Origin of the sequence: Legionella cherrii, assembly GCF_900635815.1 — a bacterium.
Taxonomy (GTDB): Bacteria; Pseudomonadota; Gammaproteobacteria; order Legionellales; family Legionellaceae; genus Legionella; species Legionella cherrii.
Map to the genome: position 1 here is coordinate 3,354,026 of NZ_LR134173.1, position 14,014 is coordinate 3,368,039.

A 14,014-nucleotide genomic window follows, 5' to 3' on the forward strand; every position below is an offset into this window, starting at 1 on the left:
GAGTAAAGATTATGAATAAAAAAAATAGTTCGCTAAACAATTTTTTCCTGAATCTGATAAAACCATACAGTTGGTATGTTATTGGATTGTTGCTCACTGCTGCTTATTGGGGGATTAATAATGCCCTTTCTCCTTATGTGTTAAAACTCATTATTGATAAGGTTGCAGCATTTTCGGGCAATAAATCAGCCCTATTTGATGCAATAAAACCCTATATCATCGTATACATTACGTTGTGGGTGTTAATTGCTATGGATATGCGTTTTTCAGATTGGCTCCGGTTGAAGTTATTTCCCTACTTACGATATGACCTGGTTAATAACATGTTTGCCTATTTGAATCAGCATTCACATCGTTATTTCCAAAATAACTTTGCAGGCAGTTTATCCAATAAAATCTCTGATATGACCGCGGGCACCATCTCCATTTTTACAACAATCGATGATGCTGCCGCGCAAATTGTCGGTATTATTATTGCGATTATCAGCATGCTGCTTGTGCAGCCGATATTTGCTTTGATTTTATTTGTTTGGGCCATTACTTTTTTGGGAGTCGCAATCGTTTATTTCAAGCCGGTGCAAGATCTTTCTAATATTTTTGCGACCAGTAAAACCACTTTAGTTGGAAAAATTGTTGATAGCATAAGCAATATCACGAACCTGCGCTTGTTTTCCAGAGCAGACTTTGAGAATCAAGTGATTCGAAATGCAACCCAGGATACTACAGATAAGGATCAGACCATGCAATGGACTATCTTGAAAATGCGTATCTATTGGGATGTGAGTATTATCGTTTTGATTGCTGCTAATTTATCTATGCTGGTCGTAATGTACAGTAAGGGTCAAGTATCAATAGGTGATTTTAGTTTCGTTATCTCATTGTCACTCAGTATTTTCTATAATTTATGGTACCTGGCGAGCCAATTCGTACATTTTGCTGAAGAACTGGGAAAGTGCAGACAAGCCCTAACCTTGATTTCAGAACCCCATGAGATCACGGATCAACCCGATGCTCAGCCACTTACAGTCTCTCAAGGTCGTATTGAATTTCAAAACGTGAGCTTTCACTATGATGAAGGAGCCCACCTTTTTAAAAATAAATCCGTTGTGATTGAACCCGGACAAAAAATTGGTCTGGTAGGTTTATCTGGCTCTGGAAAAAGTACTTTTGTCAATTTGATTCTTCGCCTGTTTGATGTGGAGTCAGGTAAGATTTTGATTGATGGACAAAATATTCGCGAGGTAACTCAAGAATCACTACGAGAAAATATTGCAATGATTCCTCAGGATGTAACCTTATTTCATCGCACTTTAATCGAAAACATTCGTTATGGCCGTATTGATGCAACAGATGCAGAAGTAGTTGCTGCATCAAAGAAAGCACATTGCCATGAATTCATTTCCAAACTTCCTGAGCAATATGATGCGTTAGTTGGTGAGCGTGGAATTAAATTATCGGGTGGACAACGACAAAGAATTGCCATCGCACGAGCTATGTTGAAAAATGCACCGATTCTAATCCTAGATGAAGCAACCTCAGCCCTGGATTCGTTGACTGAAAAATTGATTCAGGATGGCTTACATGTGTTAATGCAAAACAGAACAACCATTGTAATTGCGCACCGACTCTCCACCTTATCTGAAATGGATCGCATCTTGGTTTTTGAAAAAGGCCGTATCATTGAAGATGGTTCTCACGAGGAACTGCTCAAAATACCGAGTCATTACAGTCGTATGTGGAAAATGCAAGCCGGGGGATTTTTACCTGATGCGTTGTAACGATCATTAGTGCGGCGAAAATTGGGATTTTTTGTAACTATACCCTCACCCTATCCCTCTCCCCAAAGGGGCGAGGGATAAAAAACAGTCCATAAAAAAACCTCTCGCGCTTCAGGAGAGGGTAAGAGTGTTACAATAGCTTTTTCCTTAGATCAGATACTTTTTCACCCTGAGATATACACAAACCGATTACGCTATGCTCATCAGAACCACTGAAACAATGAAACAACTATTGTGTTAATTCAGTGGCCGCTTTTTTACTCTGCTCATACTGAATGATCATTTCAGAAAGTGCTTCTGGTGAGGCGTCCATTTTGGGGTCAATTGCTTGCTCACTCCATTTAGGAATTCGTACTGGCTTAAAATAATGACCTTCGGCTGGTTCAGAGCGTTTATCATAGTCAACTGTATAAAGCGTTCCAAATCCTGTGATTTTTCCCTCATCATCTGCCTCTAATTCTACAATAGCCTTTTGGATTGCAGTTTTGGCATCTATTTTTTTACCCTTTATTCCATCCTCCAGGATTTTCTTAGCATCTTCTATCGTTTCATAAAACAAGACTTCATGGCCTAATGAATACCCACAAACTTGCTCAAAGGCTAATGTATAAAGAGGGGAAACGAAATAAGAAGCCAAATCAGAAAAACTATCACCAATTTTGGTATATGGAGGTTTCACTATTGCGTATATTTTTTTCATTTTATTCCCTAAAAATTTAAAATATATAAAAAGACAGTTCTTGAATAGGAACTAATCACAAGTCTCCGTTGCGCTTTAACCTAAAAAAAGCAGTGAATCAACCTATAAGTGTTTCTTATATCCAGTACAGTAAACACGTGCAGTAGCATTGCAACCATTTTTTTCAGGTTAAATATTATCACACTTGTTCTATTTGTATATAAGTTTCTGCCCCCACTTTTTATGATGAATCCATGGCATTTATTTTGCGCCAGAGTAAAAAAGTTCGGTAAAAATTTCGGTACAGATTTGATGCAAACTCCTTTAGACAATCTCCTCTGAATATAAATGAACAAGGAGAATAATTTTCACCCACTCAACTATACTCAAAATAACCCAGTCGAAAAATTGAGAACTTGCAAGATGCAATACTGGGCTGACTAAAAAGGAGTTTTTTTATGAAAGTTAATTATTTGCTCGCCCCTTTTATTTTAATGCCGCTATGTGTTTTCAGTCAGACTCATGATGATGTGACCACCTTAACGATTTCACAAAACCCGGAGAATAAAAACAGCCAAACCCTCACTTATTCAAATGAAATGGATAACTTAAAAAAAAACAAATCACTTAACCGCAATCTTGATTATCCAACTCAAATCATTCGTATGGATCAAAAAATAGAAAGTCAACAACTCACCTGTGATGAGGTAAATAACCAAATTGATAAAATCTTAGTGCAAAAAATAGTGAATGAACAATTTACTTATGCAATCTATATTAGTTGTATCTATAACCCAGAAACTAAATTAGCAACTCAATTTATTATTAGCAGTTATTTTGATCCTTTAAGCGATGAAGCAGTGACCTACTTGGAATCCTATCTCAGCGAATACAATGGCACTGATTTATTTGGAACGAAATATAAAATTGAGTCTGCCAAAGGTCTCATCATTTCATTAGAAGTTGCTGCGGGAATGAAAAAAAAGCCGAATAGACCTCCTTTTGTCGAGTATCACAAAGACCGTAGTAATTTCTACTTCAAAAGCAACTATGAAATGAAAAATAAGTTATTCACTGATATCTATCAAAATTTCTTTACTCCTGATCCTAATAAAATACTCCCCTTCCTCGATAAATGGGTTTCATCTCATGCAAGCTCCATTTATAAAGCGGTCTTAAGAGATTCTAATTATGTTGAGTTACAGCCGGAAAAAATTTTTCTTATGGAGAATGAAGAACTATTTGTATCTAACTTTAAACAGTATTTTGCGCATTATTGCGAGCCTTATGAAAACCATCGATGCTTGAATCCTGGTGGCAAAATAGATAATGAAGAAAATCTTTCGAAAGTAGCTTTGTAATTTATGAAATGAGTCATGCAACAAAACTCCCCCTCATCCCTCTTTATACACAGGATGAAGGGGATTCTATTTAACCCAATTCGGCTTCATAGGAAGGTATTTTTGTCGGTTTTAATTCGCCTTGCTCCTCGGCAATTGCTTTATCATTGACGATCTTAGTGACACAAGCATCAGACCATACATTTAAAGCAGTTTCTAACATATCAATTAAACCATAGAAAGGTAAAATAACCCCCATGAGCACGATAGGAACGTTCATACTGGATAATAGGCTAATGCTCAGGAAGAAACATCCCATAGGTACCCCAGCATTGCCAATAGCAGCAACTGTAGCAACGAATATCCACAAAACCATGGTACCGTAGGAAATGGGCATGCCATGATTCTGCATTAAATAAATTACCGTAGCAAAAATAAAGGCGGCACAACCATTCATGTTAATGCTGGTGCATAAAGGTAAAACAAAACGGCTTACTGCTGGCTTTACCTGCAAATTCTTTTCTATAGTATTCATGGTGACCGGTAAAGTCCCTACGGAAGACTTAGAAAAAAAAGCGACTGATAAAGCAGGAAGCATAGAACGCATTGCGGCAAAGGGTTGAATATTATTCTTTTTTAGCCATAAAGGTAAGACGACAAAACCTTGGACTAAATTGGCTAAAACAACGATCAGTAAATACTCACCAATCCCTTTGATATCCATACCGGAACGCAACTGAACTACTGTTGAGGTAATAAAGCCGAACAAGCCTAAAGGAATTACTGCGATAATCCAACGCGTCATCACTAAAAACATACCGTGCGCGCCTCGGAAAAAGCGCGTGATGGTATCACGTGCTTCTTCATCAGGTATTTGACGCACCGCAATACCGATAATAATACTTAAGAACAATACCCCCATAACTTGTTGTTCAAGAAAAGGAGATAATAGATTAGTGGGTATAATATTCGCCAGATATCCCAAATAACCTAAACTGCTCGTTGATGTGGTTGTTTGCGCATCCAAATTGACTTGCACCGAACTGGGTTGAATGATGAGATAAAGCAAACAACTGATCACCGCAGCCACTACCGTAGTAGAAAAAGTATACTTTATTGTACGTTGCCATATTTTTTTCATATACCCATCAGTTTTGTAGTTTGCTAAAGTGACGATGATGGATAAAGAAATAATGGGTAAACTGATGCACTTAAAAAGTTTAATAAATAAATCAGAAATCAATAGACCTGTTTCTTTCAAAACAGCAACATTAGACATTCCACTGGCAATACCCAAACCAATCATTAAAGCATAAATCACAGGGGTGCTGAAAATGAGTTTTTTCTGTTGTTGATGTGCTGCACACATGTTGGGGATCCTTAAAAAATCAAAAAAATGAACATAAAGAGATTAAGTTAGCAGCAACAACAAGAAACAAGTTTAAAATGAGCGAGGGTTGAACGGTGCATTGTTTGGTTCGAGTGAGTTAACATAAAAACCTTATACTCTGTCTGATTAAAATATGTACAATGAGAAATATTCTAACACATCTAGCCTGTTCGTCAAGAGATTTTAAAACCTTAACCCCTATAATTTATCAATAAATCTGGGTCAAAAAACTGTAATCTCTTTAGGTGAACGTATGCGTACCAGGAGAAGTGTTATGAGTTCTTAATCAACTAACTCAATGGATTTGATTTGGTGCTTTAAACGCATGATTCGACGGTAGGCATCTTCGATACGTTGTTGCTCTATTTTTTGCTCAAAAACAAGTCGCTCAATCACTTCAATCACTTCTGGAGCGGTAATTTTTGCTAATTGATTCGCGAAAATGAGCATATCAGCCCCTGCGTTGATTGTCATACATAGGGCATCCTCAAGTGAGTAATGATCGGTAATTGCCTGCATTTGTAAATCATCAGCGATGATGACTCCATCATAGCCAATAGTCTCACGCAATAAGCCTGTTAAGATAGCATGGGATAAAGTGGCAGGTAAGCCTTGCTTATCCAACTGTTTATTCACCACATGCGCGGTCATAATCAAAGTAGGTTTATAAGCCTCTTTTGCTAATTGATAATAAGGAATCAACTCTTCCTTATGAAATGTATTCGTAACATCCACAAATCCTTTATGAGTATCACCCAATGCACTACCATGACCTGGGAAATGTTTATAACAACACGCGATACCATAATGAGAAAAGACATCAACAAATTTTCTGGCCAAATGAACTACATCATCAGGATTGGTTGAAAAACTACGTTGTAAACTGCCAATAATTCCTTGCTCTTCTTGGAGATGCAAATCAACAACTGGGCTGAAATTAAGATTAAACCCTAAAGACTTTAGGGTAAATGCCATTTGTGTCAGTTCAGCCTGTAACGCTTCAGGAGATAATTGTGCCATAGTGTAGGCACTCATAGTGGGCATACATCCTTCAATTCGTGACAAACGATCTATGGCTCCCCCTTCATAATCTAGCGCAATTAATAAAGGCAATTCATTGTTTTTATAATTTATTTCAGAAGAATAATAATTAAGTTGATGTGTTAAGCGTTTGATTTGTGCCTGATTTTTTAAATTTCTACCATATAAATCTGTAGAAATATCGTAATCGAATAACAGAACGCCACCTAATCCATCTGACGATAGCCATTCAGCAACAGGGCTTTTGTTGTGAATATCACAGCCATCAAACCCCATGACTAACATCTGACCAATTTTATTTCTAAGAGTAATCATCAGTCGCTCCGTCAACAAATTAGGAAAAAATCCTTCCTAAAAAATTAGTTTATGTTGTGACGAGAATCATACACAAAGATAAAAATTAATGCCATTTATATCTTTTTTGGTGGTATCGCCGGGATATCATTAAAACTGCAACTGCAATTTCCTGATGCATCGGGAGGCAGCGGGACCAGTGAAAAATCACTCGGATAACAAACAGTGACATTCCAAGCTGAATCTCCAGGATTTACGCTATTGGGCAAAGACCAATAATTTTTAGCAATATAAGTTTTCCCTTTATCACTTTCCCAAAAAACTGGTGAAAACTGAGCTCGATACATGAGTTTTTGCCCAGGTTCGCAAGGGAAAGTCTGACGCATCCAAGATTTTCCAGAAGGGACTGCTACCGTTGTTAGAGTTTTACCTGATGCAGCATCCATGATTTCGACAGATACATCATATTTAGTCCAACAATTATCCTTAACTAAAGTGTAATAACAGGTAATAGCCGCCCAAAGAGAACTTGATGAAATAAGGCTTAAAATAATAATAAAAATTCTTGCTAACATAATTTAATCCTTTTTAAAGGGTGCGTGTTAACAATTTGCTTGGTCTAAAAAAAAAACAATTAAAATGAATTGTTAACAGGCTTTAGAGCCATTATTTATAGTATATACAATATCAATTATAAATTATGTAGATAAGTTATCAATTTAGGCCCGTACAGGGTTGATTTTATTATCCGACCTGTATAAGCTTGCCCGAATTGGAGAGATGGCCGAGCGGTCGAAGGCGCACGCCTGGAAAGTGTGTATACGGCAACGTATCGAGGGTTCGAATCCCTCTCTCTCCGCCAAATTCAATAAAAAAGCGGTTGTATTATGCTCAAAGTGCCTACCGTTTTTTTATGTTTACTATTCCCATAGGTACTTTTGCAGTGATGGAACTAGGGGCTAAAAAATTCAAATTATTGGCATGCAAAAGTATGATTATGAACAATTCATTTAGGGATATGGCATATGAAATTAACTATAATAGGAATTTTATTATCATTTAATGCAATCGCTGGTGATTATTTCCCTAAACTAACATCACAAGATCAACCATGGTCTGTTTCTGCGAGTGCAGGTACAGGCAATTACCAAATCGCTTCCAGAGACAAAAATGCTCCAATAGGACGATTAGCCCTCGCTAATGAAATGATGCTTGCAGGAAATATTGCATTAGGCTTGGAATTAGGACTGCAAACTGGGACTCGGATAAAATTAAACATGACCCGAGAAACACTCCATGCACTTAAAAAATGGATACCCATGCAAACTACTCTTGCTCCTACGCTGGATTTATTAATTACCACCAAAAGCGATCCCCTGGGAAATAGTTCTTTTTTTGCTCAATTAAAAGGGGGGCTGGCTTATCGGCATTGGCGTGATGATCGTGTTCCTCTTAATGACATCTCTCAATTAGCAGGCGAAATACAAGCAGGTTTTGGCTATCCAATTACTGCCTTGGCTAGCCTAAATTTATTGTATCAAGGAATATTTAGTGGCAATGGGCCAAATTTTCATTTGGAAACTTATTCTAAAAAAGAGCAGTTATCTAACATTCCTACATTACACGCTGTGCTCCTAGGTTTATCGGTTAACCTTTAAAAATCCCCGTCATCCCGGGAGATCTCTCGATGCGTTCGGGTTGACGGCAAAAAATTACCGATAAAAGTCAGATGGTGTGCAGATTGAGAGTCCTTTTCACGCAAGATGGGCCAAATGTGGCTTTTCGTAGACTATAATGTAAGCAAATAGGTCCTCTTCTCCATTGATTTTCAGGGAGTATTATCATGAAAGAACAACATTATGCCTATAAAATAACGCACGGCGCATCAGGTCTTAATTGCCCACATTCTGCATTGGAAAATGATAAAATGGTGGACTTGCTAAAAGAAATAGAAAACCAGCATAGCGATGGAGTATTTTGGGTATTTAAACAATTTGGCGATCAACCCCAAGAACCACTTTGCATCATAGACTGTTCAAAAAAACGTATTTACTTTCATTATTCCGGTGAGGTTGAAGATTTAAAGGATGCAATAGCCAATTTAAGCCATTAACTTTATGTTCTCAAATAATTGCTTTTTTAAATCAAAATGAATTTTATTTTTTTATTTTGACTTTATTTAGCCCACACCAAGTCTAGACAAATGGATTTTTTTTAGTCACCATTCCCTTCCTTTATTCCAGTTGAAGAGAATACCTATGTCTTTAAAAACCAAAATAATGATTTTAAGCGCGCTTTTTTTTAATTTATTTACTTGTGCTTATGCAACCTCTGCAGCAAAGCCTGTCGAAAATGATACCGCCATTCAAAACGCTGTTTTATTCTATATTAACCAATACCGGCAGCAACACGGCTTATCTAAGCTTACAATGGATAATAAGATTGTAATCCAAGCCAAACAACACTCTCAGGATATGGCCAACCATCGTATGCCTTTTGGCCATCAGGACTTTGGAAAGCGTATTGCCAAACTGCGTTCACAAATTAAAAATACTGGCGGCGGCGCCGAGAATGTCGCATACAACTACAAAACGGCTCAAATCGTAGTCAGCCAATGGGTTCGTAGCCCAGGACATCGAAGAAATATCATGGGTAATTATAACATCACTGGGGTCGGTGTTGCTCGTGACAAACAAGGCAAACTTTATTATACCCAAATTTTTCTACAAACCAGCAAGAATCCACCGCAAAGACACGCAGCAAGAAGAACTTACGTTGGTGTCCCCTTTTTTGGTATTCAGCGTCGTAGTTAAAGATTGGGTAGCCTGGGTGCAGCGCAGCGAAAATCCAGGCTAAATTTTCTTCATTAATTCAACACATTAACAAATACCTGTTCAATTTTAACGAAATCTTTGCAAAAAACCAGCAAAATCAAGTGGCAATAGAACTTATATTGGCCTATCATAGAATCATAGACAGTACACATTGTTCAGCCAACATTATTACTTTGGGAGCCAGAGTGAGAGTGTGGTGTGCAAGCTTAGCATGTACTAAGAAGCCTGAAACACTCCAGAGGAGTCCACCTTGGTAAAAAGGACTGTACTCAATCTTACTGTCTATCCCAAATTTCATAAAAGGGCGTTTTAAAATACGCCCTTTTTTATTTCTATGTCCTTGTGTCCATTATGATTATGAATTTTGGTGCAGTCCAGCAGCTTCCTATTATCCCTCGCTGCGCGGGTCATAAAGAGGTTCTGAGGGTACTACACCCAGAATATTAGACCACTCATTGTGTTCGATTGTTTTTTTTAATGTATAACCACTATAATCAAACAGTTAAAACCTGAGTTAGAATTATAATTAAATACATACTTTCTATTATGGACACTCGAGCAAATGGATATTTTATTAATTTTTCTTATCCTATTCTTTTTTAGTTTATCCTTTGGGCTAATCCGATTCTTTGATTATCTAGCAAGGAGTGAATCATGAGTTTGTATTTAAGCTGCGGAATAATTGCTTTATGTTTGTTAATTTATTTGCTAATTGTGTTATTCAAACCTGAGTTATTCTAGGCTAACCGATTTAATTTAAAATGGGAATGGACCCCTTATGACAAAAGTTGGTTTTCTGCAAATTGCATTTTATTTGATCTTCCTATTACTGCTAGTAAAACCATTAGGTTGGTATATGGCCCAAGTCTATCAAGGACGTCGCTGTTTACTCGATGCTGTTTTAAGACCGTTTGAACAATTCATCTACAGGATTTGTGGAATTCATACTCAAGAAGAAATGGGATGGAAAACCTATTTATCAACCATGCTCTTCGTTAATTTGGTTGGATTACTGTTCGTTTACCTCATACAACGTATTCAATTTTATCTTCCACTGAATCCTCAGGAGTTTACTGCTCCATCGCCTGATCTTGCATTTAATACTGCGGCAAGCTTTGCCACCAATTCCAATTGGCAAGCCTATAGTGGTGAAACCACGATGAGTTATTTTACACAAATGGTTGCACTAACCGTACAAAATTTTATCTCGGCAGCGACAGGCATGTCGTTACTCATTGCACTAATACGAGGTATCGTAAAAAATGAAAGGAACACCCTGGGAAATTTCTGGGTAGATACAGTACGTGGAATACTTTATATCTTATTGCCGTTATCTTTGATTTTTGCACTTATTCTGTGTTCTCAGGGAGTCATTCAGAATTTTAAACCCTATCAAAAAATCAGCTTACCGTACGCCTTTACCTACAAACAGCCAATAACAGATGCGACAGGTACAACGGTATTAGATAACCAGGGCAACCCTGAAACAACACCCGTAAAAATAACCGAACAAATCATTCCCATGGGGCCGGTAGCGTCACAAGTTGCCATTAAACAACTGGGTACAAATGGTGGTGGTTTTTTTAATACTAACTCTGCTCACCCATTTGAAAATCCTACTCCGTTGACCAATTTTCTGGAAATGGTAGCAATCTTGCTCATTCCTGCCGCTTTTTGTTTTACGTTTGGCGCTATGGCTCGCGATAAAAGGCAAGGCTGGGCGATATTAATTGCCATGTCCATTCTTTTTGTACCATGGGTGATATTCGAAGTTGCAGTCGAGCAAGCAGGAAATCCCTCATTTCAACAAATGGGGATCGACCCTATCGTCCAATCTGAAGTTTATCCTGCCGGTAATATGGAGGGTAAGGAAACACGTTTTGGTATTGTCAACTCAGCAATTTGGACAACAGCTACAACAGCAGCCTCTAACGGTTCAGTAAACTCCATGCTCGATTCATTTACTCCTCTCGGAGGATTAGTTCCTTTATGGATGATGCATTTAGGAGAAGTCAGCTTTGGCGGCGTTGGTTCCGGGCTATATGGAATGTTAATGCTGGTTATTCTCACTGTATTTATTGCAGGACTTATGGTTGGCAGAACCCCTGAGTATCTAGGTAAAAAAATTGAGCCTTTTGAGATGAAAATGGCCTCCATCGCTGTTTTAATTATGCCTTTAATTGTCCTCATTACAACAGCCTATGCTTCAGTAACCTCTGCTGGAAAAAGCTCCATCGCAAATCCTGGGGCACATGGCTTTACAGAAATACTTTATGCATTTACATCTATGGGAAATAATAATGGGAGTGCTTTTGCGGGTTTGGATGCCAATACCCCTTTTTATAATATTATCGGTGGCATGCTGATGTTGATCAGTCGATATTGGCTCGCTATTCCTGCACTCGCAATTGCAGGTTCGCTCGTTAGAAAGAAAAGAATTCCTAGCAGTTTGGGCACTTTAGCCACTCATACCCCCCTTTTTGTTACTTTACTGGTTTGTATTGTCATTGTTATTGGCGCATTGTCCTTTTTACCAGCGCTTGCTCTTGGTCCTATTGTGGAGCATTTGATGCTTTGGGGGAAATATGGCTACTAAATCACATTCTATTTGGGATTTTAGTATTATTAGAGGCGCCCTACTGGATTCATTTTTAAAATTAGCCCCTCACAACCAAATAAAAAACCCGGTCATGTTTACCGTTTACGTGAGTTCAATTATCACCACTTTTCTTTTTATACAAGCACTGATAGGGCATGGAGAAGCTGCGCCGTGGTTTATTCTAGCTATTAGTTTATGGCTTTGGTTTACACTCCTGTTTGCTAATTTTGCAGAGGCTATGGCAGAGGGTCGAGGTAAGGCGCAGGCAGAAGAGTTACGTCGCGCACGACAAGAAATTCAAGCTAAAAAATTAGCAAAAGCATCTAAAAGTGCAAAGTTCACGATAATTCCGTCTGTGCAATTACGTTCAGGGGATTTGGTTTTGGTTGAAGCAGGTGATTTTATTCCCAGTGACGGAGAGATTATTGAAGGAATTGCTTCAGTTAATGAGAGTGCCATCACCGGTGAGAGCGCCCCGGTAATTCGTGAAAGCGGCGGGGATCGCAGTGCTGTAACTGGAGGTACTCAAATTATCTCAGATTGGCTTATCATCCGCATTACATCCAATCCGGGTGAAACCTTCTTGGATCGAATGATAGTTCTAGTAGAAGGCGCTAAAAGGCAAAAAACACCGAATGAACTGGCATTAACGATCTTACTGGCTGCATTAACTATCGTGTTCTTGGTCGTTTGTAGTACCCTGCTCTCTTTTTCAATGTTTAGTGTGTCTGTCACTAAAGCAGGTTCAGCAATTTCAATCACAGTGCTTGTTGCCCTCTTTGTTTGTTTGGCACCAACAACGATTGGCGGGCTCCTCTCAGCAATTGGTATTTCCGGCATGGATCGCATGATTCAAGCCAATGTCATTGCCCTATCTGGACGCGCGGTTGAAGCGGCTGGAGATATTGACGTTTTATTGCTGGATAAAACCGGAACGATTACTTTAGGGAACCGACAGGCAACGGAATTTATTCCCGCAGAAGGCGTTGATGTCAAGGATTTAGCTGACGCGGCTCAACTCGCTTCTCTTGCGGATGAAACACCCGAAGGTCGAAGTATTGTTATTCTTGCCAAAAGAAAATATAAGTTACGCGGGAGAGCACTTTCCCAACTGGATGCAACGTTTATTCCCTTTACAGCACAAACCCGTATGAGTGGCGCGAATCTTGGATCCCGGCAAATTCGTAAAGGTTCCTCCGAAGCCATCGAAGAATACATCAAGGAGCTGGGAGGTAACGTTCCTGAGAATGTGAAAACTAATGTGGAAATTATTTCACGCCAAGGAGGCACAGCGCTGGTTGTCGCAGAAGGAAAAAACGTCTTAGGAATTGTTCGCCTTAAAGACATCATTAAGGGGGGAATTCATGAACGATTTGCCCAACTAAGACAAATGGGGATTAAAACCATCATGGTAACCGGCGATAATCCTCTAACGGCTGCCTCAATCGCCGGTGAAGCGGGCGTAGATGATTTTCTAGCCAATGCAAAACCCGAAGATAAACTTAAATTGATTCGTGACTTACAAGCTCAAGGCCATTTAGTGGCAATGACCGGTGATGGGACCAACGATGCACCAGCACTGGCACAAGCTGACGTTGCGGTAGCCATGAATTCAGGAACACAAGCCGCAAAAGAAGCCGGTAATTTGGTTGATCTGGATTCAAATCCTACCAAGTTAATTGAGGTAGTTGAAATAGGTAAGCAGTTACTCATGACCCGCGGCGCCCTAACGACTTTTAGCATTGCGAATGACATTGCCAAATATTTTGCCATCTTACCCGCTGCATTTGCCAGTACTTATCCCGCACTGAGTGTACTTAATATCATGCATCTTGAAACACCACAAACTGCAGTGCTTTCCACAGTAATTTTTAATGCGCTTATCATTATTTTCCTCATCCCTTTAGCTTTACATGGAGTAAAATACCGTCGACTTCCTGCGGCACAACTCCTTAGAAATAATGTCATTATCTATGGGTTAGGTGGATTAATCGTCCCTTTTATCGGTATTAAATTGATTGATTTGCTCTTAACAGTGTTGGGTTTAACAGGATAAAAA

At 38.8% G+C, this 14,014-nt stretch carries 12 protein-coding genes, 1 tRNA gene and 1 other RNA gene; 10 read left to right on the forward strand and 4 right to left on the reverse strand.

The genetic code is table 11. From position 1 onward, the window contains the following. Positions 1–11 precede the first annotated feature (11 nt). Positions 12–1,778 (forward strand): ABC transporter ATP-binding protein, encoded by a 1,767-nt coding sequence (locus EL022_RS14325; protein ID WP_028379925.1) that lies wholly within the window; start codon positions 12–14, stop codon positions 1,776–1,778. A 229-nt stretch (positions 1,779–2,007) separates the two neighbouring features. Here EL022_RS14325 and EL022_RS14330 read toward each other — a convergent pair whose 3' ends face one another. Beyond that, a complete protein-coding gene (locus EL022_RS14330; RefSeq protein ID WP_028379924.1) occupies positions 2,008–2,478 on the reverse strand; it encodes a hypothetical protein in 471 nt (156 codons plus the stop codon). Between the two features lie 437 nt (positions 2,479–2,915). Between EL022_RS14330 and EL022_RS14335 the strand changes: the two genes are divergently transcribed. Next, positions 2,916–3,818 carry an Lpg0189 family type II secretion system effector gene (locus EL022_RS14335; protein ID WP_028379923.1) on the forward strand — a complete coding sequence of 301 codons (903 nt, stop codon included), beginning with the start codon at positions 2,916–2,918 and terminating at the stop codon, positions 3,816–3,818. A gap of 70 nt (positions 3,819–3,888) precedes the next feature. Here EL022_RS14335 and EL022_RS14340 read toward each other — a convergent pair whose 3' ends face one another. The 3 genes from EL022_RS14340 to EL022_RS14350 all read right to left on the reverse strand — a co-directional run bounded on the left by EL022_RS14340 (position 3,889) and on the right by EL022_RS14350 (position 7,097). Continuing rightward, positions 3,889–5,166 carry a dicarboxylate/amino acid:cation symporter gene (locus EL022_RS14340; RefSeq protein WP_028379922.1) on the reverse strand — a complete coding sequence of 426 codons (1,278 nt, stop codon included), beginning with the start codon at positions 5,164–5,166 and terminating at the stop codon, positions 3,889–3,891. A 303-nt stretch (positions 5,167–5,469) separates the two neighbouring features. Next, entirely contained in the window at positions 5,470–6,543 is a 1,074-nt protein-coding gene (locus tag EL022_RS14345; RefSeq protein WP_028379921.1) for a glycoside hydrolase family 3 N-terminal domain-containing protein, read from the reverse strand. 95 nt (positions 6,544–6,638) lie between these two features. Continuing rightward, positions 6,639–7,097, reverse strand: a complete 459-nt coding sequence (locus tag EL022_RS14350) for a hypothetical protein (protein WP_028379920.1) — start codon at positions 7,095–7,097, stop codon at positions 6,639–6,641. 199 nt (positions 7,098–7,296) lie between these two features. Between EL022_RS14350 and EL022_RS14355 the strand changes: the two genes are divergently transcribed. The 8 genes from EL022_RS14355 to kdpB all read left to right on the forward strand — a co-directional run bounded on the left by EL022_RS14355 (position 7,297) and on the right by kdpB (position 14,011). Beyond that, positions 7,297–7,384, forward strand: a tRNA-Ser gene (locus EL022_RS14355). A 163-nt stretch (positions 7,385–7,547) separates the two neighbouring features. Further along, positions 7,548–8,180: a hypothetical protein gene (locus tag EL022_RS14360; protein WP_028379919.1), complete on the forward strand. Its 633-nt coding sequence runs from the start codon at positions 7,548–7,550 to the stop codon at positions 8,178–8,180. 185 nt (positions 8,181–8,365) lie between these two features. Beyond that, positions 8,366–8,635, forward strand: coding sequence for a hypothetical protein (locus EL022_RS14365; RefSeq protein ID WP_028379918.1), 270 nt, complete (start codon positions 8,366–8,368; stop codon positions 8,633–8,635). A 145-nt stretch (positions 8,636–8,780) separates the two neighbouring features. Next, positions 8,781–9,335: a CAP domain-containing protein gene (locus tag EL022_RS14370; RefSeq protein WP_028379917.1), complete on the forward strand. Its 555-nt coding sequence runs from the start codon at positions 8,781–8,783 to the stop codon at positions 9,333–9,335. 157 nt (positions 9,336–9,492) lie between these two features. Then, positions 9,493–9,644, forward strand: a non-coding RNA gene (ssrS, locus tag EL022_RS14375) — 6S RNA. A 366-nt stretch (positions 9,645–10,010) separates the two neighbouring features. After that, positions 10,011–10,097 (forward strand): potassium-transporting ATPase subunit F, encoded by an 87-nt coding sequence (locus tag EL022_RS16810; RefSeq protein ID WP_081776841.1) that lies wholly within the window; start codon positions 10,011–10,013, stop codon positions 10,095–10,097. A gap of 37 nt (positions 10,098–10,134) precedes the next feature. Next, complete coding sequence (gene kdpA / locus EL022_RS14385; RefSeq protein ID WP_028379916.1) at positions 10,135–11,952, forward strand: potassium-transporting ATPase subunit KdpA; 1,818 nt, start codon at positions 10,135–10,137, stop codon at positions 11,950–11,952. Then, entirely contained in the window at positions 11,942–14,011 is a 2,070-nt protein-coding gene (gene kdpB, locus EL022_RS14390; protein ID WP_028379915.1) for a potassium-transporting ATPase subunit KdpB, read from the forward strand. Before kdpA ends, kdpB begins: the two co-directional genes overlap by 11 nt. Positions 14,012–14,014: the final 3 nt, after the last annotated feature.